General features: G+C 40.6%; 18 protein-coding genes. 15 read left to right on the top strand and 3 right to left on the bottom strand.

The genetic code is table 11. The annotated features are described in order from the left end of the window. Positions 1 to 11: 11 nt before the first annotated feature. A complete protein-coding gene (folK, locus tag QM810_RS06755) occupies positions 12 to 842 on the top strand; it encodes a 2-amino-4-hydroxy-6-hydroxymethyldihydropteridine diphosphokinase (protein WP_414254302.1) in 831 nt (276 codons plus the stop codon). After that, a complete protein-coding gene (locus QM810_RS06760) occupies positions 826 to 2,109 on the top strand; it encodes a DUF308 domain-containing protein (protein WP_414254303.1) in 1,284 nt (427 codons plus the stop codon). Before folK ends, QM810_RS06760 begins: the two co-directional genes overlap by 17 nt. 34 nt (positions 2,110 to 2,143) lie before the next feature. Here QM810_RS06760 and QM810_RS06765 read toward each other — a convergent pair whose 3' ends face one another. Next, complete coding sequence (locus QM810_RS06765; protein ID WP_004251754.1) at positions 2,144 to 2,461, bottom strand: DUF960 domain-containing protein; 318 nt, start codon at positions 2,459 to 2,461, stop codon at positions 2,144 to 2,146. A 204-nt stretch (positions 2,462 to 2,665) separates the two neighbouring features. Between QM810_RS06765 and ccpA the strand changes: the two genes are divergently transcribed. Further along, the gene (gene ccpA / locus QM810_RS06770; protein ID WP_178895456.1) at positions 2,666 to 3,673 is read left to right on the top strand and encodes a catabolite control protein A; all 1,008 of its coding nucleotides are present in this window, start codon (positions 2,666 to 2,668) and stop codon (positions 3,671 to 3,673) included. Positions 3,674 to 3,713: 40 nt separating this feature from the next. On the opposite strand, the gene QM810_RS06775 is transcribed toward ccpA, so the two are convergent. Then, positions 3,714 to 4,676, bottom strand: a complete 963-nt coding sequence (locus QM810_RS06775; protein ID WP_414254304.1) for an asparaginase — start codon at positions 4,674 to 4,676, stop codon at positions 3,714 to 3,716. A 65-nt stretch (positions 4,677 to 4,741) separates the two neighbouring features. Here QM810_RS06775 and QM810_RS06780 point away from each other — a divergent pair, with 65 nt between their 5' ends. Continuing rightward, on the top strand, positions 4,742 to 6,133 hold the full coding sequence (locus QM810_RS06780) for a Cof-type HAD-IIB family hydrolase (protein ID WP_414254305.1): 1,392 nt from the start codon (positions 4,742 to 4,744) through the stop codon (positions 6,131 to 6,133). Positions 6,134 to 6,162: 29 nt separating this feature from the next. Here the strand turns inward: QM810_RS06780 and QM810_RS06785 are convergent, their stop codons facing one another. Next, positions 6,163 to 6,615, bottom strand: a complete 453-nt coding sequence (locus tag QM810_RS06785; protein WP_414254306.1) for a universal stress protein — start codon at positions 6,613 to 6,615, stop codon at positions 6,163 to 6,165. A 144-nt stretch (positions 6,616 to 6,759) separates the two neighbouring features. On the opposite strand from QM810_RS06785, the gene QM810_RS06790 reads away from it, so the two are divergent. From QM810_RS06790 to pbp2X, 11 genes are all read left to right on the top strand, one after another. Continuing rightward, positions 6,760 to 7,599: a metallophosphoesterase family protein gene (locus tag QM810_RS06790; RefSeq protein WP_414254307.1), complete on the top strand. Its 840-nt coding sequence runs from the start codon at positions 6,760 to 6,762 to the stop codon at positions 7,597 to 7,599. A gap of 70 nt (positions 7,600 to 7,669) precedes the next feature. Continuing rightward, positions 7,670 to 8,107 (top strand): Rrf2 family transcriptional regulator, encoded by a 438-nt coding sequence (locus QM810_RS06795; protein ID WP_414254308.1) that lies wholly within the window; start codon positions 7,670 to 7,672, stop codon positions 8,105 to 8,107. Between the two features lie 197 nt (positions 8,108 to 8,304). Continuing rightward, complete coding sequence (recJ, locus tag QM810_RS06800) at positions 8,305 to 10,530, top strand: single-stranded-DNA-specific exonuclease RecJ (protein WP_414254309.1); 2,226 nt, start codon at positions 8,305 to 8,307, stop codon at positions 10,528 to 10,530. Between the two features lie 264 nt (positions 10,531 to 10,794). Next, entirely contained in the window at positions 10,795 to 11,079 is a 285-nt protein-coding gene (locus tag QM810_RS06805) for a DUF2695 domain-containing protein (protein ID WP_414254310.1), read from the top strand. A gap of 232 nt (positions 11,080 to 11,311) precedes the next feature. Beyond that, on the top strand, positions 11,312 to 12,973 hold the full coding sequence (locus tag QM810_RS06810; protein ID WP_414254311.1) for a ribonuclease J: 1,662 nt from the start codon (positions 11,312 to 11,314) through the stop codon (positions 12,971 to 12,973). Between the two features lie 68 nt (positions 12,974 to 13,041). Next, positions 13,042 to 13,821 (top strand): alpha/beta hydrolase, encoded by a 780-nt coding sequence (locus QM810_RS06815; RefSeq protein WP_414254312.1) that lies wholly within the window; start codon positions 13,042 to 13,044, stop codon positions 13,819 to 13,821. Positions 13,822 to 13,925: 104 nt separating this feature from the next. Next, the gene (locus tag QM810_RS06820; RefSeq protein ID WP_414254313.1) at positions 13,926 to 14,627 is read left to right on the top strand and encodes a matrixin family metalloprotease; all 702 of its coding nucleotides are present in this window, start codon (positions 13,926 to 13,928) and stop codon (positions 14,625 to 14,627) included. Between the two features lie 69 nt (positions 14,628 to 14,696). Then, a complete protein-coding gene (gene uvrC, locus QM810_RS06825; protein ID WP_414254314.1) occupies positions 14,697 to 16,523 on the top strand; it encodes an excinuclease ABC subunit UvrC in 1,827 nt (608 codons plus the stop codon). A gap of 59 nt (positions 16,524 to 16,582) precedes the next feature. Then, entirely contained in the window at positions 16,583 to 17,533 is a 951-nt protein-coding gene (rsmH, locus tag QM810_RS06830) for a 16S rRNA (cytosine(1402)-N(4))-methyltransferase RsmH (protein WP_036754792.1), read from the top strand. A 9-nt stretch (positions 17,534 to 17,542) separates the two neighbouring features. Beyond that, entirely contained in the window at positions 17,543 to 17,860 is a 318-nt protein-coding gene (gene ftsL / locus QM810_RS06835) for a cell division protein FtsL (RefSeq protein WP_178895443.1), read from the top strand. A 3-nt stretch (positions 17,861 to 17,863) separates the two neighbouring features. Further along, positions 17,864 to 20,119: a penicillin-binding protein PBP2X gene (gene pbp2X / locus QM810_RS06840; protein ID WP_414254315.1), complete on the top strand. Its 2,256-nt coding sequence runs from the start codon at positions 17,864 to 17,866 to the stop codon at positions 20,117 to 20,119. Position 20,120 lies beyond the last annotated feature (1 nt).

The raw sequence follows: 20,120 nt of genomic DNA on the forward strand, positions 1-20,120 counted from the left end.
AAGGACTAGTTATGGATCAATTGCGCATTAAGGATCTGGAAGTTTTCGCCTTTCATGGACTCTTCCCTAGTGAGAAGGAATTAGGGCAAAAGTTTGTCATTTCAGCTAGCTTATCCTATGATATGACCAAGGCTGCGACGGAGTTGGACTTGGAGTCTTCTATCCATTATGGAGAACTTTGTCAGCAATGGACGACTTGGTTTCAGGAAGTAAGTGAAGACTTGATTGAAACAGTAGCTTACAAACTAGTAGAACGCACTTTTGAGACCTACCCTCTCGTTCAAGAAATTAAACTGGAACTAAAAAAACCTTGGGCGCCTATTCATCTACCGCTAAACACCTGTTCAGTGACCATCCATCGTCGCAAACAAAGAGCCTTTATTGCTCTAGGTAGCAATATGGGGGATAAGACGGCTAATCTCAAGCAAGCAATTGAAAAAATGCGAGCTAGAGATATTCGTATTCTCAAAGAGTCCAGTGTGATTACAACTGAGCCATGGGGCGGAGTCGAGCAAGATAGTTTTGCTAATCAAGTCATTGAGGTGGAAACTTGGTTGCCGGCGCCAATCTTGTTAAATACTTTGTTAAGTATTGAATCAGAGATGGGTCGGGTTAGAGAAGTGCATTGGGGACCTCGCTTGATTGACTTGGACTTGCTCTTTGTAGAGGATCAAGTTATCTATACAGATGACCTCATCTTACCTCATCCTTATATCGCTGAGCGCCTCTTTGTCCTAGAGCCACTTCAAGAAATAGCACCTCATTTTATCCATCCAGTGCTAGGGCAACCGATACGTCACTTATATCGTCAATTGGAGAAAGAAAATGGCCAAGGTTTCTGAAACTTATAGTAAATGGAAAAGTATAGGGGAAGGTCTTGTAGCTATTGTCTTAGGCCTTCTCTTGGTTTGTTTTGGGCAGGTAGTTCCAATACTGGGTTACCAACTCCTGATGGCCTACTTTTTCTTGTCGGCAGTTTGGCAACTATTGACGCGATGGTTTCAAGAAAAGTCCCGTAGAGAAAATATATTTGTAACTCTAGCCAAGCTCTTTCTTGCAGTCATTCTATTTGACTCAGTCATCTTGCAAGGGATAGCTCTCTATCTCTTGGTTGTTATCATTGGAAGTTATCAGCTTTTTACAGGTCTAATCAGTCTGATTACCTGGTTGCTATACCGGAAAAATCATATTCATCCGAGGATTAATTATTTATTTGATGCTTTGTGGATGATGGGATTTGGTCTCTATAGTATTTCCCCTTTTCATGATGCGACAAATTTTGAATTGCTCTTACTTGGTTTTTACTTGATCATGTTGGGGGCAAGCAGTGTCAGGGATGGATTCTTTTTTGAAAAAGGGAGAAGCAATCCTAAGCTCAAGCGTAGAATGAGAATGACCCTGCCTATATTTATGACAGCCTTGATTCCCATCAGTACCTTACGACGATGGAATGAAAGGTTATCTACTCATCAGGTAGAAGAAAACGAAGTGCATTTGGAGAGAAAAAATGAAAAATCTGTTGACTTAGAAATTTTCATCCATACTTCAGAATCATCCTTCTTCTTGGCCATGGGCCATGTAGATATTTGCTACCAAGGTCAGGTTATTTCCTACGGTTCTTATGACCCTCACTCAGAGCGCTTGTTTGGGACAATCGGTGACGGAGTATTATTTAAGGCTAATCGTGAAAAATATATTGAACTTTGTAAGAGAGAAAGCCAGAAAACCCTATTCGCCTATGGTTTAAGCCTGTCTGAACAACAGAAAAAAGCCATCGAAGAACGATTGAGAGAGATAGAAAGCCTCTTGATACCTTGGGAGCCAAGTTCACAACTGCTGAAAAGAAGGGAAGGAGAGGTCAAACATACCTACTCTTATCAGCTGAAACACGAGGCTGATGCGACACTCTATAAGTTCACATCATCTAAATTTAAAACCTACTTTGTTCTCAGTACCAACTGTGTTCTATTAGCCGACTCTATTGTTGGGGAGGCTGGAACAGATATCCTGAGTCCCCAAGGTTTTATCGTTCCTGGGACTTATCAGGACTATCTTGATTTAGAATTTAAAAAACCGAGTGGCATCGTAGTCAGTTGTTCTGTTTATTAAAAAAAATAAAACTCTAGTCAGAAGGCTAGAGTTTTTAAAATAGGTCATTTTCTTCAGGGAGGAGGATAGTTTCCTTGCCGTCCATATCCATAACAAGTACTTTCGGTGGATACAATGGGTCAAAGGGATGATTAAAATCGAAGTCAATCGTTGTAGGTAGATGCTCGCTTGAAAAACGGAAGGTGATGGAACCGTTACTGTTTAAAAGTTGAAATTCTAACTCATCTTCTAGTTCAAATACATGCTTTAAAAAATGATCGATAATATACCAGATTGAGTCGATGACATCGTCTGGGAGATTGGTTACCACACCAAAGCTGGCACAACGTCTATGTGAATCCGTAAAAGCCATTGATACCTCCTACTTAATTTTTTATTATCATACTGCAAACTGGCCTAAAAATCAAGAAAAGTAAACTGATTTACAAAAATATGATTTACAGTAAAATTTTTTCAAAGAAACTTTATATATTCCTTGAAAATGCTTACAATAAATGGTAAACTAGTAGTGGTGTAAACATGAAAACAAAATTTTCAACATTAGAAAGGAAACGGTATGAACACAGATGATACAGTAACAATTTATGATGTTGCCCGAGAAGCAGGAGTTTCAATGGCAACAGTCAGTCGTGTAGTCAATGGTAATAAGAATGTCAAAGAGAACACTCGTAAGAAAGTTCTAGAGGTTATTGAACGCCTAGACTATCGTCCCAATGCAGTAGCTCGTGGCTTGGCAAGCAAACGAACAACAACTGTTGGTGTTGTCATTCCAGATATCACAAATACTTATTTCGCTGCTCTGGCAAAAGGGATTGATGATATTGCCGAAATGTACAAATACAACATCGTCCTTGCTAATAGCGATGAGGATGATGAAAAAGAAGTAGCAGTAGTCAACACACTCTTTTCAAAACAAGTCGATGGTATTATTTTTATGGGCTATCATTTGACAGAGAAGATTCGTTCAGAGTTTTCACGTTCACGCACTCCTGTGGTTCTTGCAGGAACAGTGGATGTAGAACACCAGCTTCCAAGTGTCAATATTGACTATAAGAATGCTACTGCGGATGCTGTTCGCCATTTGTTGAAACGTAACAAAAAGATTGCTTTTGTGAGTGGTCCCTTAGTTGATGATATCAATGGTAAGGTTCGCTTGGTTGGATATAAGGAAGCTTTGAAAGAAGCTGGAGTCAACTATAGTGAAGGTCTTGTATTCGAATCAAAATATCGCTATGACGATGGTTATGCCTTGGCAGAACGCTTGATTTCTTCTAAAGCAACAGCAGCTATTGTGACGGGTGATGAATTAGCGGCAGGTCTCTTGAATGGTTTGGCTGACCATGGCATTTCAGTACCAGAAGACTTTGAAATCATTACAAGTGATGATTCTCAAATCGCACGCTATACTCGACCAAATTTGACAACTATCGCACAACCCTTGTATGACCTTGGTGCGATCAGTATGCGTATGTTGACGAAGATTATGCATAAGGAAGAATTGGAGGAACGTGAAGTTCTTCTCCCTCACGGTTTGACAGAACGCAAATCAACTCGCAAAAAGTAATAAAAATCCCCAGGAATCTAACTGATTTCCTGGGTTTTTCTTATCCTTCCATATATGCTCGGAGCTCGTCACCTTTAAGTCCTGCATTAACTGCAATGAGGAGCTTTAGCCGCGCTTTCTGAGCGTTTAGTTCTTTTACAAAATATACACCATCATTCTGAAGACAAACACCACCGCCTTCGTAGGCGTAAACAGGTTCTGCAATCCCATTGAAACAACGTGAGACTAGTGCAATAGGAAGTCCTGCTTGACTGAGAGATTTTAATTTTTCAGCTGTTTCCTTTGGTACATTTCCAGCGCCAAAAGCCTGAATAATCAATCCATCTAGTTGGTTAACAGGAAGTAAATCGAGAAGTTCATCGGTCATGCCCGCATAAACAGGGATAATAGGGACCAACCCTTGAATGCTCTCAAGGTCAAAACGAACACGAGGTTCCGCAGTCTTGAAGTAGAGAATCTCATGCTTCATGATAAGTCCAAGTGGACCATGAGTTGGTGTTTGAAAAGTGCTAACATTTGTAGTGTGGGTTTTTGTGACGTATTTGGCAGCGTGAATTTCATCGTTCATCACTACGAGTACGCCCTTATCAGCAGCTTTGTCATCGCTAGCAACACGTAGGGCGCTAAGATAGTTATAGACGCCATCACTTCCTAGCTCATTGGAAGATCTCATAGCACCTGTCAGAACGATAGGCATATGAGGCACCTCCATGGTGTCGAGGAAATAAGCCGTTTCTTCTAAGGTATCTGTACCGTGTGTAATGACAACACCATCATAGGCCGATGCCTCTTGTTTTATTTTTTTGTATAGGGCCAACATATGTTTAGGTTTGATGTGTGGACTTGGTAGATTGAAAAAATCCAAGGAATGGACTTCGATGTCTTCGAGAGGATTAGAGATATGATTCATAGGGTTTTCAGCACTAGTCCTTACAGCTCCAGATTCATCTGCCTGCATGGAAATAGTGCCACCGGTATGTAAAACAAGGATTTTCTTAGTCATGATTCACTCACTTTTTCTGAAATGTGGTATAATCATTGTATCATAAAAGAAAGGAATGAGATAGGATGGAAGTCAAAGCCGTTTTTTTTGATATAGATGGAACGCTTGTAAATGACAGTAAGAGTGTTTTGAAGTCCACTAAAGAAGCTATCAAGATTGTGAAAGAACAAGGGGTACTTGTTGGAGTAGCGACGGGGCGAGGACCTTTTTTTGTTAAGGATTTGATGGATGATTTGGACCTAGATTTTGCAGTGACATACAATGGCCAATATATCTTTAACAAAGACCGCGTTCTTTTTGCTAGCCCTATTGATAAGAGAAGTCTCAGACAAATCATCTCTTATGCCAAGGAAAATCGAAAAGAGATTGCCATGGGAACGAGACAAGACGTTGTCGGTTCTAGGATTATGTCCTTTGGACTCAGTCCTCTTTCACAGCTAGTCAGTCGTTTTGTACCTAAATTTTTGACTCGTACTGTTAGTCATTCCTTTAATCGCATGGTCAGTAAGGCTCTTCCTCAGAAGGAAGATGATTTGTTGGACTTAATCAACCAACCAATCTATCAGGTCCTCATGCTGATGACACCTGAGGAGACAAACCATGCTGCTGAAGAACTAAACCATCTGAAGTTTACCAGAAGTAATCCTTTCGCGGCCGATATTATCAATCAAGGAAATTCCAAGTTAGAGGGTATCCGTCGTGTCGGGAAAGAGTATGGTTTTGACCTCAATCAAGTCATGGCCTTTGGGGACTCAGATAATGACTTGGAAATGTTGGCTGGTGTTGGTATGTCTGTTGCCATGGGAAATGGTAGTAGCAGCGTAAAAGAAGTTGCTAAGCATATTACTGCTAGCAACCAAGATGATGGGATTCACAAGGCTTTGGAATATTTTGGAGTCTTGGCTTCTGAAAAAGTCTTTGTCAGTCGTGACTATCATTTCAACAAGGTCAAGACCTTCCATCGTATGATGGACGAGCGAACCCAAGAAGAACCTATAGCTTGGGATTTAGAAGGGGCCACCCACCGTGCTGGCTTTAAGATTGAAGAGTTAGTTGAATTTGTCCGTGCTGCTAGCAATTCTGAGGAGGAATTCCAAAAAGCTGTGCAGGATTTACACCAAGCACTTGATATAGCTGCCGAAAAAGTATCTCAGTCAACACCAGCTGAGAAAACCCTCGTTGGTCAAGTGGATGCTTTGATTGACACGCTCTACTTTACTTATGGAAGCTTTGTTTTGATGGGGGTAGACCCAGAGAGAATCTTTGAGATTGTCCATCAAGCAAACATGGGTAAAATCTTCCCAGATGGTAAGGCTCATTTTGATCCAGTAACCCACAAAATCTTGAAACCAGATAACTGGAAAGAAAAGTATGCTCCAGAGCCTGCAATCAAAAAGGAAATAGAGCGCCAAATCAAGGCTTATGAACGTCATAAGGAAAGAGAAAACCAAAAATAAAAGGAGCAGATGCTCCTTTTATTTTTGGTTTATAAAGTTTTATCCTTGTCTCGAACGACGAGAAGGTCAACGCTTGTATGGCGTAGGATATATTCTGATGAAGATCCAACAAGCAAACGTTCGAAGGCGTTAAGTCCTGTTGCACCAACTAAAATCAAATCAACATGTTCTTGGTCCGGGATTGTTTTAGCCAAAAGTGTTTTAGGATTTCCCATTTCGATGACAACTTGAACATCTGTAAGACCAGCGTCTCTTGCACGCTTTTCATATTCTGCCATCAAGTCTTGGGCTTCAACTTGTAACTCTTCATAAACTTCAGCATCAAATGTTGAAATGCTTTGAAGAGCACGAGTGTCAATGACATGGGCGATGGTTAGTTTAGCCTGGTTACGCACTGCTGACTGAACTCCCTTAACAAAAGCCAAATCAGCTTCTTTAGAACCGTCGACTGCTACCATGATGTTTTCGTAACGTTGAGTCATAGCAAAAACCTCCTCATTTCTTATCACCTTCATTGTAATCCTTTTCACTAAAAAAGTAAAGTAAAACATGATAGTAAAAAGAGGCTTTTTGACTTTGGTTTTGAGAGTGATATAATTAAATGTGAGAAAACAAGAGGGATTGATATGACAAAAATTGCGGTACTTTCAGATATTCATGGCAACACAGGAGCACTGGAAGCAGTTCTCGCAGATGCGGGAAAGGCAGGAGTTGAGGAATATTGGCTTTTGGGAGATATTCTCATGCCAGGAACCGGTCGAAAAAACATTCTTCACCAATTGGAAGGTTTGCCAATAACGGTTCGAGTTTTGGGGAATTGGGAAGAGAGTTTGTGGCGAGCTGCTCATCAAAAATTAGATACAAGTAGGCCCAGTCATCGCTATCTCTTGCGTCAATGTCAGTATATCATGGAGGAAATTAGTCTGGATGAGATTGAAGCCCTTCAGGATTTTCCTATGTACAGCCACCGCCAGTTTGGAAATCTGAAGGTAGGGATAAGCCATCATTTACCAGATAAAAATTGGGGAAGAGAACTTATTCATCTTGGGAAGCAGGAGGATTTTGACCGTTTGGTGACCAATCCTGACTGCGATATTGCCATCTATGGACATATCCACCAGCAATTTCTACGTTATGGGAGTGGTGGACAACTCATTTTGAATCCAGGTTCGATTGGGCAACCATTCTTCTTGTCAGCAAGTCTGCGCGAGGACTTGCGAGCCCAGTATATGATTTTGGAATTTGATGACAAAGGATTGAGAGATATCGACTTTCGTCGTGTTGATTATGATGTTGAAGCAGAATTGCAGCTGGCTAGAGAGTTACAGTTGCCCTACTATAAAATTTACTATGAAAGCATAGTCAATGGAATTCACCATACTCACAATCAGGACTTGCTACATGAAATTGCACAAAATCAAGGGCATGATGCAGAATTGGATGATTGGCTTAGTCGTAACTCTTGACATTACAACTATAGAAGCTATAATAAATATAAGAGAAGAATGAGCTTAGTTAACGAAAAAGGAGGACTGCATGCAAATTTCAAGTCGATTTACCATCGCAACCCATATGCTAGTTATCATTGCCCTTGAAGGCAAGGAAAATAAAGTAACCAGTGATTTTCTAGCTAGCAGCGTAGGAGTCAATCCTGTTATTATCCGTAAAACCTTGTCCCAACTGAAAAAAGCGAACTTGATTTCTGTTGCGCGTGGGACTGGAGGGGCAGAAATCATCAAAAAACTCGAAGATATCAGTCTCTTAGATGTTTATCAAGCTGTTGAATGCCTCGGAAAGACTGGTCAACTCTTTAGTTTTCATGACAATCCAAATCCAAATTGTCCAGTTGGAGCCAATATTCATGTGGTTTTAGATCAAAAACTCGATAAGATTCAGATGGCAATGGAGCAGGAGTTGGGTCAAACTAGTCTAGCCCAACTAGTGTCAGATGCAGAAGCAAGAATTCAAGAATAAATGTTAAAATAAGGAATACCTGAATTTCTGAACTGAAAAGTTTAGTAGTCTAGGTGTTTTTTGCTTTACGAAGCCTGCTAAGCGTTAGCTGAAGTGACCTAAAAAATTAGCAAGGGATGTGGTCAGATTAGCAGGAGAAAAACTAAAAATCGTGTTATAATAAATGAATAGAATCGTAAGAAAGAGTGGATGTTTGAGTGATAATTCCTACTTATAATTGGCAATTTTCTCCGCAGGTTGAGGATGCGGATTTTACAAAAATAGCCAAGAGTGCAGGCTTGAGTTCTGAAGTCGCTTGTTTGTTGTATCAACGAGGAATCAGGGATGAAAGCAGCCTGAAGAAATTTTTAGAACCTTCTTTGGAAGATTTACATGATCCTTATCTCTTACATGATATGGATAAGGCAGTTGATCGTATTCGCCAGGCCATTGAGCGAGGGGAATTGATTCTGGTCTATGGAGACTATGATGCGGATGGGATGACTTCGGCTTCGATTGTCAAGGAGAGTTTGGAACAATTAGGTGCAGAGTGTCTGGTCTATCTCCCTAATCGCTTTACAGATGGTTACGGACCAAATGCTAGTGTCTACAAATATTTTATCGAGCAGCAGGGAGTGTCTCTGATTGTGACGGTGGACAATGGTGTTGCCGGGCATGAGGCTATTGACTTGGCTCAGTCTATGGGCGTGGACGTCATTGTGACAGACCACCACTCCATGCCAGAGGTTTTACCAGATGCTTATGCAATCGTCCATCCTGAGCACCCAAAAGCAAATTATCCTTTTAAACATTTAGCAGGTTGTGGCGTTGCTTTTAAACTAGCTTGTGCCCTCTTGGAGGAAGTGCAGGTTGAGTTGCTTGACTTGGTTGCCATTGGAACGATTGCGGATATGGTCAGCTTGACGGATGAAAATCGTATCATGGTTCAATATGGTCTAGAAGTTTTGCGAAATACCCAAAGACTAGGCCTCCAAGAACTCTTTGAAATTGCAGGAATTGCTAGTAGTGACCTTACAGAAGAAACAGTTGGTTTTCAGTTGGCGCCACGTTTGAATGCCTTGGGGCGCTTGGATGATCCCAATCCAGCTATTGATTTACTGACTGGCTTTGATGATGAAGAGGTGCATGAAATTGCCCTCATGATTCAAGAAAAAAATGAAGAACGCAAGGAAATCGTTCAGGCTATCTATGAAGAAGCTAAGAGTTTGGTTGATCCTAACAAAAGCGTTCAAGTTTTGGCCAAGGAAGGCTGGAACCCAGGAGTGCTTGGGATTGTAGCTGGTCGCTTGTTGGAAGAATTAGGGCAGACAGTTATTGTTCTGAATATTGAAGACGGTCGTGCTAAGGGAAGTGCGCGGAGTATTGAAGCTGTCGATATTTTTGAAGCCTTGGATCCGCATCGTTCTATCTTTCTCGCTTTTGGTGGCCATGCAGGTGCCGCAGGTATGACGCTCGAAGTTGAACAGTTAGATGCCTTGTCAGAAATTTTAGAAACCTATGTAAAAGATAAAGGGATAGATGCCAAAGGTAAGAGTAGATTATATCTAGACGAAGAACTAGATTTGGAAAATTTGAGTTTAGATACAGTTAAAAGTTTCGAACGGTTAGCTCCTTTTGGAATGGACAATCAAAAACCTGTCTTTTATATTCGAGATTTTCAAGTTGAAAATGCTCGTTCTATTGGAGCGGGAGATAGTCATCTGAAATTGAAAATATCCAAAGGGAATGCGAACTTTGAAGTGGTTGCTTTTGGTCAAGGGTCGAAAGCGACAGAATTTGCGCAGACCAAACAACTGGAATTGGCAGTTACCCTTTCCGTTAACCAATGGAATGGCCAAACAACCCTCCAGTTGATGATGGTAGATGCTCGTGTAGATGGTGTTCAACTCTTTAATATTCGTAGTAAGAGCGCTGCTCTGCCAGATGGAGTACCCGTACTTGATTTTTCAGGAGAATTGCCTGATATCTCTAAAAGTCTAGCGGTTGCGGTCAAAAATCTTCCAGAAGACATCACTATTCTTAAAGACATCTTCCAGCAACATGATTTCTCAGCTATTTACTTTAAAAACGATATTGATAAACCCTACTATTTGACAGGTTATGGGACAAGAGACCAATTTGCTAAGCTTTATAAGACGATTTACCAGTTTCCAGAATTTGATATTCGCTACAAACTCAAGGACTTATCAACCTATCTCAAAATTGAGCAAATTTTACTAGTTAAGATGATTCAGATTTTTGAAGAACTTGGTTTTGTCACAATTGAGAATGGTGTGATGAGAGTAAATAAAGAAGCGGAAAAGAGGGATATTACTGAAAGTCAGATCTATCAAAATCTCAAACAAACTGTTAAAGACCAAGAAATGATGGCTCTAGGTACAGTACAGGAAATCTATGATTTCTTGATGAAAAAAAATGAATAGTGATCGAAAGAGTTGGCTTGCTGACTCTTTTTGTTTACTAACAAAAACTACATCAATGAAAGGAATTTAGTGCTATAATGAGAAGAGTGAAGGACTTTTGAACCTTGTTGAAGAAAGTTATACTCTTCGAAAATCAAATTCAAACCACGTCAGCGTCGCCTTACCGTACTTCAAGTACAGCTTGCGGCTAGCTTCCTAGTTTGCTCTTTGATTTTCATTGAGTATTAGTATCAAAAGTACCAGAGAAGTTAGTCGGAGTAGAAAATGGATAAAGAGAAGAAAAAGAAATTACTGGCAGAGTATAAGCAACAACAGAAGAAAGAATTTGAAGCTAGTTTACCGATACCAAGGGAGACCTTTTTAGATTTGTTTGATTTTTTGGATCAGGAGTTAGAGTCGCTGACTTGTCCTGCTGATTTTACCTTGACTAGATCCTTTCTAAAAGGGCGTGATCTAGAAGTTGAAGTGATTTTGGGATTTTTAGAGGCAAATGGAGCCTACTGTGACTGCGAAGTACTTTATAATGTTGCTGACTTATTTGAAGATTAAACAGGATGGGAGCACCAATTGTCCCATTTAATCCTATAATTAGTGCTGCTTTGTCCGTTATTGAACGGAAAGAGATGGTTGAAGTGCGATTATCTGTAAGATTCATTTTGAAAATTAGTAAAAAAATGGTATAATGAGAGGAAAAGATTCGGATAAAAGTATATTGGACTTTAAAAAAAAAGAGAGTTGTGAAGACTCTATAAACACGTTATAGTAATACTTCGGAGGGAAAATGACCAATATTAAATTAACAACTTTGGGCGGTGTTCGTGAAAATGGTAAAAACATGTACATCGCAGAAATTAACGACTCTATCTTCGTTTTAGATGCAGGTTTGAAATATCCTGAAAATGAGCAGTTGGGTGTCGATGTCGTTATTCCAAATATGGAATATCTATTTGAAAACAGCGACCGTATTGCTGGTGTCTTTTTAACACATGGGCATGCGGATGCGATTGGAGCACTTCCTTACCTCTTGTCAGAAGTGAAAGTTCCTGTTTTTGGTTCAGAGTTGACCATCGAACTTGCTAAGCTTTTTGTTAAGGGAAATGATAGTGCTAAAAAATTCGATGATTTCCATGTTATTGATGAAAATACAGAAATCGACTTTGGTGGTACTGAAGTTTCCTTCTTCCGCACAACCCACTCTATTCCTGAAAGTTTGGGTGTTGTCTTGAAAACATCTGAAGGCAACATCGTTTATACAGGTGACTTTAAATTCGACCAAACAGCTAGTGAATCTTACGCAACTGATTTTGGACGTCTAGCAGAAATCGGTCGTGAAGGAGTCTTAGCTCTTCTAAGTGACTCGGCCAATGCAGACAGTAATATTCAAGTGGCCAGCGAAAGTGAAGTAGGTGATGAAATTACTCAAACCATTTCTGATTGGGATGGACGAATCATTGTAGCGGCTGTTGCAAGTAACCTTTCTCGTATTCAGCAGGTCTTTGACGCTGCCGCAGATACAGGTCGTCGCGTTGTTTTGACTGGATTTGATATTGAAAATATCGTTCGTACAGCCATTCGCTTGAAAAAATTGTCATTGGCTAACGAAAGTCTCTTGATTAAACCCAAAGATATGTCTCGCTTCGAGGATCATGAATTAATTATCCTTGAAACTGGACGTATGGGTGAACCAATTAATGGACTCCGTAAGATGTCTATCGGTCGTCACCGCTATGTTGAAATCAAGGATGGAGACTTGGTTTATATCGTTACAACGCCATCAATCGCTAAAGAAGCTGTGATGGCACGTGTAGAAAACATGGTCTACCAAGCAGGTGGTGTCGTTAAACCGATTACTCAAAGCTTGCGTGTATCAGGACATGGGAATGCGCGTGATCTTCAATTGATGATTAATCTTTTGCAACCTCAGTATCTCTTCCCAATCCAGGGAGAATACCGTGAGTTGGATGCTCATGCCAAGGCTGCTATGGCGGTTGGTATGCTACCAGAGCGTATCTTTATCCCTAAAAAAGGGACAACCATGTCTTATGAGCATGGAGACTTTGTTCCATCTGGTGCCGTTGCTGCAGGAGATGTCTTGATTGATGGTAATGCCATTGGGGATGTTGGGAACGTTGTTCTTCGTGACCGTAAGGTCTTGTCAGAAGATGGTATCTTTATCGTAGCTATCACTGTTAACCGTCGTGAGAAGAAAATCATTGCTAAAGCTCGAGTACATACGCGTGGATTCGTCTATCTTAAAAAGAGTCGTGATATCTTACGTGAAAGTACAGAGTTGGTGAACCAAACAGTTGAAGATTACCTCCAAGGTGAGGACTTTGACTGGGCTGATCTTAAAGGGAAGGTCCGTGATAATTTGGCAAAATTCCTTTTTGACCAAACCAAGCGTCGTCCAGCCATCCTACCAGTAGTCATGGAAGCAAAATAAGGATTAAATAACAGTAGAGAAAGTCGAGTTTCGGCTTTTTCTTATCTCAAACGAATAAGGAGCAAGTTATGGCAGTAATGAAGATTGAGTATTACTCAGAAGTTTTAGATATGGAGTGGGGTGTAAATGTTCTCTATCCTGATGCATCTCGGGTGACAGAGCCAAACAGTAAAGATATCCCAGTTCTCTACCTACTTCACGGGATGTCTGGAAACCACAATAGTTGGCTCAAGCGGACCAATGTAGAACGCTTGCTACGAGGGACCAATCTGATTGTTGTCATGCCAAATACAAGTAATGGCTGGTACACAGATACTCAGTATGGCTATAACTACTATACAGCTCTAGCAGAAGAATTGCCTAAGGTGCTCAAACGCTTCTTTCCTAATATGACAAGTAAGCGAGAAAAAACCTTCATTGCTGGTTTATCAATGGGTGGCTACGGTTCCTTTAAATTGGCACTGTCAACTGACCGTTTCTCGCGTGCCGCTAGCTTTTCTGGGGCACTTAGTTTCGAGGAGTTTTCTCCTGAGAGTCAAGATTTAGGGACGCGTTCCTACTGGAGAGGTGTTTTTGGCAAAGTAAATGATTGGGTGAATAGTCCTTACTCACTTGAAACACTCGCTAAAAAGTCTGATAAGAAAACCAAGCTCTGGGTTTGGTGTGGGGAACAAGATTATCTCTATTCTGCCAATAATCTGGCGGTTAAAAATCTGAAGAAACTTGGTTTCGATGTGACCTATAGCCACAGTGCAGGAACCCATGAGTGGTATTATTGGGAAAAACAATTGGAACGTTTTTTGGCTACTTTACCAATTGATTTCGTTTTGGAAGAACGCTTGTTTTAATTTTAGCTTTCTTTCAGTTTTCTTCAGTAAAATAGAGAACCTATCTTTAGAATGGGATCCATGGCTTAAAGATGGGTTCTTATTTTTTAGAAAGGTGGGCAATTATGGGCTGGATTATTCGTGTGTTATGTCGATTTTTATTAGGGATTTTACGCATTTTTTGGCGCCTTGTATGGACACTTATCCTCTTAATTCTCATCACTTTTGGGATTCTCTGGTATGTGACAGGTGATTTACCTGCTACTTTAAATCAAGTTAGCAAAGTGGTTCAAATCGGCCAAGCAGGTTGGCAACAATGGCAAGAAACTGGTAAATTACAAGGTCTGTCTCAGACCGATAATCATCAAGGTTCAGGGGCAAAATGGCCAAAGGCGCAAGCGACTATCTATATCGATCCTCAAATGGATGCGACTTTCCAAAGGGCCTATCTTGAAGCTATTGCTAACTGGAATCAGACTGGAGCATTTCATTTTGAAATTGTAACCGAACCGGATCAGGCCAATATTTTCGCTACCGAAATGAACGATGGTTCGACAGCTGTTGCTGGCGAGGCAGAGAGTCAAACAAATCTCCTAACCAAACAATTCACTTCCGTAACCGTTCGTTTGAATCATTACTATCTATCTAATCCAAATTATGGCTATACGGATGACCGTATCTTGCATACAGCAGAGCATGAACTAGGCCATGCTATTGGTTTGGAACACACCAATGAAGTTTCGGTTATGCAACCAGTGGGGTCCTATTATGGTATCCAAGCTCAAGATGTAAAAGCAGTTCAAGAGCTATATGAGTCTGGAGAATAACTGATTTTCAAAGAAAACTGGAGCTCTCTGATTTAAGCAATACAGGGGGCTTTTTGCTATAATGGAACTATGAATAACTTGATTAAATCAAAACTGGAGCTCTTGCCGACTAGCCCTGGTTGTTACATTCACAAAGATAAAAACGGCACTATCATTTATGTAGGAAAGGCTAAAAATCTGCGCAATCGGGTGCGGTCCTACTTCCGCGGGAGCCATGATACCAAGACAGAAGCCCTGGTATCTGAGATTGTAGATTTTGAGTTTATTGTGACGGAGTCTAATATTGAAGCCCTTCTTTTGGAGATCAACCTAATCAAGGAAAACAAGCCTAAGTACAATATTATGCTCAAGGATGATAAGTCCTATCCTTTTATCAAAATCACAAATGAGCGCTATCCTCGCTTGATTATCACCCGTCAGGTCAAGAAGGACGGAGGACTCTACTTTGGTCCCTATCCGGATGTGGGGGCAGCCAATGAAATCAAACGGCTATTGGATCGGATTTTCCCTTTTCGCAAGTGTACCAACTCGCCCTCTAAAGTCTGTTTTTACTACCACATCGGGCAATGTATGGCCCACACCATCTGTCAGAAAGATGAGGCCTATTTCAAGTCTATGGCTCAGGAGGTTTCTGACTTCCTAAAAGGACAGGATGACAAAATCATCGATGATCTCAAGGGTAAAATGGCAGTGGCAGCCCAAAGTATGGAGTTTGAACGTGCAGCGGAATACCGTGATTTGATTCAGGCCATTGGCACCCTTCGAACTAAGCAACGAGTCATGGCAAAAGATCTTCAAAATCGTGATGTATTTGGCTACTATGTAGAAAAAGGTTGGATGTGCGTTCAGGTTTTCTTTGTCCGTCAAGGTAAACTAATTGAACGCGACGTCAATCTCTTTCCATACTACAACGATCCAGACGAGGATTTCTTGACCTATGTGGGACAGTTTTATCAAGAAAAATCTCACTTGGTCCCCAATGAAATTCTGATTCCTCAGGATATTGATGAAGAAGCAGTCAAGGCTTTGGTGGATACCAAGGTTCTTAAACCCCAGCGCGGGGAGAAAAAACAACTGGTCAATCTTGCTATCAAAAATGCTCGTGTCAGTCTTGAGCAGAAGTTTAATCTGTTGGAGAAATCGGTTGAAAAGACCCAAGGGGCTATTGAAAACTTAGGACGATTGCTCAAGATTCCAACTCCAGTCCGTATCGAGTCCTTTGACAATTCCAATATTATGGGGACTAGTCCAGTATCTGCTATGGTTGTTTTTGTCAATGGAAAACCTAGCAAGAAGGATTACCGTAAGTATAAAATCAAGACTGTGGTCGGACCAGATGACTATGCTAGTATGCGTGAGGTTATCCGCAGACGCTATGGACGCGTTCAACGTGATGGCTTGACCCCGCCAGATTTGATTGTCATTGATGGTGGCCAAGGTCAGGTTAATATCGCTAAACAGGTCATTCAAGAAGAGTTGGGGTTAGATATTCCAATCGCAGGTCTGCAAAAGAATGATAAGCACCAAACCCATGAATTACTCTTTGGAGACCCGCTTGAGGTGGTAGAGTTGTCTCGCAATTCTCAAGAATTTTTCCTCTTACAACGCATTCAGGATGAAGTTCACCGCTTTGCGATTACATTCCACCGTCAACTACGTTCTAAAAATTCCTTCTCTTCTCAATTAGATGGAATTGAAGGTTTGGGCCCAAAACGCAAGCAGAATTTAATGAAATATTTTAAATCTCTGACAAAAATCAAGGAAGCCAGTGTGGATGAGATTGTCGCCGTTGGTATACCAAGAGCAGTGGCTGAAGCAGTTCATCATCACTTGAATCCAGAAGTAGGCTCAGCGTTAGCTCAAGTAGCCGAGAAACCTGTTGAATATAAGGAATAAAAAAGCGGTTGAATTTAGTGAGTGCAAGCTAGTCGGATTTGTGGTAAAATAGATAAGATATGACAAAAGAATTTCATCATGTAACGGTCATGCTCCATGAGACCATTGATATGCTAGATGTAAAACCTGATGGTATTTACGTTGATGCGACCTTGGGAGGAGCAGGACACAGCGAGTATTTATTAAGTAAGTTAAGTGAGAAGGGGCATTTATATGCCTTTGACCAGGACCAAAACGCTATTGATAATGCACAAAAACGTTTGGCGCCTTACATTGAAAAGGGCATGGTCACCTTCATCAAGGATAATTTCCGTCATTTGAAGGACCGCTTACATGACTTAGGTGTGACTGAAATTGATGGAATTTGTTATGATTTAGGTGTGTCAAGCCCGCAGTTAGATCAGCGTGAACGTGGTTTTTCCTATAAGAAGGATGCACCACTGGATATGCGCATGAATCAGGAAGCTAGTTTGACCGCTTATGAAGTCGTTAATCACTACGACTACCATGATTTGGTAAGAATCTTTTTCAAATATGGAGAAGACAAGTTTTCCAAACAGATTGCTCGAAAAATTGAACAGGCGCGTGAACAGAAACCGATTGAGACCACGACGGAATTGGCAGAGATTATCAAATCTGCTAAGCCTGCTAAGGAGCTCAAGAAAAAAGGCCACCCAGCCAAACAAATTTTCCAAGCTATCCGTATAGAGGTCAATGATGAACTGGGTGCTGCAGATGAATCAATCCAGCAGGCTATGGATATGCTGGCTCTAGATGGCAGAATATCAGTGATTACCTTCCATTCGCTGGAGGACCGCTTGACTAAACAGTTATTTAAGGAAGCTTCCACAGTTGAAGTTCCTAAAGGTTTGCCTTTCATCCCAGACGATCTCAAGCCCAAAATGGAATTGGTATCTCGAAAACCGATTTTACCAAGCAAAGAAGAATTGGAAGCCAATAATCGTTCCCACTCGGCCAAACTTCGAGTGGCAAGAAAAATTCACAAGTAAGAGGAAATAATGGCAGAAAACAGAGGAACAACGAGCCAATTGCTACAAGCTCGTATAAAAAAATTTTCACGTGTTGAAAAGGCCTTTTACTTTTCAATTGCCATCACAGCCCTTGTCTTAGCAATTAGTGTAGTCTATATGCAGACAAAACTTTTTCAGGTCCAGAGTGATTTGACAAGAGTCAATGCACAAATTGAAGAAAAAAAGACAGAGCTAGATGATGCCAAACAAGAAGTTAACGAATTAATCCGATCAGAACGTTTGACCGGAATTGCAAATTCACAAGACTTGCAATTGAATAATGAAAATATTCGATCGGCGGAGTAGTATATGAAATCCTGGAAAGAAAGAATCATACGCTTTGCCATTAAGAATCGTAAATCTCCAATGGAAAACCGCAGATTAGTAGGAAAGAATTTGAGCTTATTGGCTGTCTTTCTATTTGCTGTTTTTTTGGTTAATTTTGCGGTGATTATTGGTACAGGCACAAAATTTGGGGTCAATCTGGTTAAAGAAGCAAATAAAGTTCATCAAACGACTCTGACTGTTCCTGCTAAAAGAGGAACCATTTATGATCGTAATGGAACTCCCATAGCAGAAGATGCGACCTCTTATAATGTTTATGCTGTAATAGATAAAGAATATAAGTCCGCTAATGGTGATGTTCTTTATGTAGAAGAATCTCAGTACAACAAAGTGGCAGAAATTTTTCATAAATACTTAGATATGGAGGAGACTTACGTCAAAAATCAACTCTCTCAACCAAATCTCAAACAGGTTTCTTTTGGTGCTAAAGGGAATGGGATTACCTATGCTAATATGATGTCCATTAAACAGGACTTAGAATCTGCTAAGGTTGAGGGTATTAATTTTACGACTAGTCCAAATCGAAGTTATCCAAATGGGAAATTTGCCTCATCCTTTATTGGTTTAGCACAGTTACATGAAAATGAAGATGGCACGAAAAGTCTAATTGGGACATCGGGTATCGAGAGTTCCTTAAATAGTTTATTGGCAGGGACAGATGGTATTATTACTTATGAAAAAGACCGTCTAGGTAATATTGTTCCTGGTACAGAACAAGTCACCCAACAGACCGTAAACGGGAAAGACGTCTATACGACCCTATCTAGTCCTTTGCAGTCCTTTATGGAAAGTCAAATGGATGCCTTCCAAGAAAAACTAAAAGGCAAGTATATGAATGCGACCTTGGTTAGTGCCAAGACCGGAGAAATTCTTGCCACAACTCAAAGACCGACATTTGATGCGAATACAAAAGAAGGCTTAACGGATGACTTTGTTTGGCGAAATATTTTATATCAAAGTAATTATGAGCCGGGTTCAACCATGAAAGTGATGACCTTGGCAGCAGCTATTGATAATAAGACCTTTAATGGAGGAGAATACTTCAATAGTAGCGAATTAAAAATAGCGGATGCAACTATTAAGGACTGGGATGTGAATGATGGCTTGTCATCAGGAAGCATGATGACATATTCGCAGGGATTTGCTCACTCTAGTAATGTCGGTATGACCTTGCTCCAACAAAAAATGGGGGATGCTACTTGGTTAGAATACCTTAATCGATTCAAGTTTGGAGTTCCAACTCGTTTTGGAATGCCCGATGAGTATGCGGGACAACTACCTGCAGATAACGTTGTTAATATTGCCATGAGTGCTTTTGGTCAAGGTATCTCTGTTACCCAAACTCAGATGTTTCGTGCCTTCACAGCCATTGCGAATGATGGGGTTATGCTAGAACCGAAGTTTATTAGTGCCCTCTATGATCCAAATGATCAGACTGTTCGTAAATCACAAAGGGAGGTTGTAGGGAATCCTGTTTCTAAAGAAGCGGCTAGTTTGACTAGGGAAAACATGATTTTGGTTGGTACAGACCCTATTTATGGGACCATGTATAATCGTAATGATAATAAACCAGTAATTACTGTTCCTGGTCAGAATGTTTCTGTCAAATCTGGAACAGCTCAAATTGCCGATGAGCAAAACGGAGGATATTTAGTTGGGAAAACCAATTATATCTTTTCTGTAGTAACCATGCATCCTTCTGAAAATCCAGACTTTATTCTTTACGTGACAGTTCAACAACCAGAACACTTTTCTACCCCTTGGTTTGGAGAATTTGCGAACCCTATCTTGGAGCGAGCTTCGGCTATGAAAGAATCTCTTAATCTTCAGTCTACAGCTAAAAATCTGGATCAAGTTACGACAACAACTAGTTATGCAATGCCAGCGACCAAGGACTATAGTCCGGGAGATATGGCAGAGGAACTGAGACGCAATCTTGTTCAACCAATCGTTATCGGTTCAGGAACAAAAATCAAGGACAGTTCAGTGGCAGAAGGAACAAATCTAGACGCTAATGAGCAAATCTTACTCCTTTCAGACAAGGTAGAAGAGATGCCTGACTTATATGGCTGGTCTAAGAAAAATGTTGAAACCTTTGCTAAATGGTTGAATCTTGAAGTTGAATTTGAAGGTACAGGAGAAATTGTTAAAAAACAAAGTGTTCGTTCTAATACAGCTTTAAAAGATTTACAGAAAATAAAAATAACATTAGGAGATTAGA

Origin of the sequence: Streptococcus infantis (assembly GCF_047464155.1) — a bacterium.
Taxonomy (GTDB): domain Bacteria; phylum Bacillota; class Bacilli; order Lactobacillales; family Streptococcaceae; genus Streptococcus; species Streptococcus infantis_U.

Bases quoted from the DNA above. Each gene is read 5' to 3' on its own strand.
- folK (WP_414254302.1), top strand. From the start codon at position 12: ATGGATCAATTGCGCATTAAGGATCTGGAAGTTTTCGCCTTTCATGGA.
- QM810_RS06760 (WP_414254303.1), top strand. From the start codon at position 826: ATGGCCAAGGTTTCTGAAACTTATAGTAAATGGAAAAGTATAGGGGAA.
- QM810_RS06765 (WP_004251754.1), bottom strand. From the start codon at position 2,461: ATGGCTTTTACGGATTCACATAGACGTTGTGCCAGCTTTGGTGTGGTA.
- ccpA (WP_178895456.1), top strand. From the start codon at position 2,666: ATGAACACAGATGATACAGTAACAATTTATGATGTTGCCCGAGAAGCA.
- QM810_RS06775 (WP_414254304.1), bottom strand. From the start codon at position 4,676: ATGACTAAGAAAATCCTTGTTTTACATACCGGTGGCACTATTTCCATG.
- QM810_RS06780 (WP_414254305.1), top strand. From the start codon at position 4,742: ATGGAAGTCAAAGCCGTTTTTTTTGATATAGATGGAACGCTTGTAAAT.
- QM810_RS06785 (WP_414254306.1), bottom strand. From the start codon at position 6,615: ATGACTCAACGTTACGAAAACATCATGGTAGCAGTCGACGGTTCTAAA.
- QM810_RS06790 (WP_414254307.1), top strand. From the start codon at position 6,760: ATGACAAAAATTGCGGTACTTTCAGATATTCATGGCAACACAGGAGCA.
- QM810_RS06795 (WP_414254308.1), top strand. From the start codon at position 7,670: ATGCAAATTTCAAGTCGATTTACCATCGCAACCCATATGCTAGTTATC.
- QM810_RS06805 (WP_414254310.1), top strand. From the start codon at position 10,795: ATGGATAAAGAGAAGAAAAAGAAATTACTGGCAGAGTATAAGCAACAA.
- QM810_RS06810 (WP_414254311.1), top strand. From the start codon at position 11,312: ATGACCAATATTAAATTAACAACTTTGGGCGGTGTTCGTGAAAATGGT.
- QM810_RS06815 (WP_414254312.1), top strand. From the start codon at position 13,042: ATGGCAGTAATGAAGATTGAGTATTACTCAGAAGTTTTAGATATGGAG.
- QM810_RS06820 (WP_414254313.1), top strand. From the start codon at position 13,926: ATGGGCTGGATTATTCGTGTGTTATGTCGATTTTTATTAGGGATTTTA.
- uvrC (WP_414254314.1), top strand. From the start codon at position 14,697: ATGAATAACTTGATTAAATCAAAACTGGAGCTCTTGCCGACTAGCCCT.
- rsmH (WP_036754792.1), top strand. From the start codon at position 16,583: ATGACAAAAGAATTTCATCATGTAACGGTCATGCTCCATGAGACCATT.
- ftsL (WP_178895443.1), top strand. From the start codon at position 17,543: ATGGCAGAAAACAGAGGAACAACGAGCCAATTGCTACAAGCTCGTATA.
- pbp2X (WP_414254315.1), top strand. From the start codon at position 17,864: ATGAAATCCTGGAAAGAAAGAATCATACGCTTTGCCATTAAGAATCGT.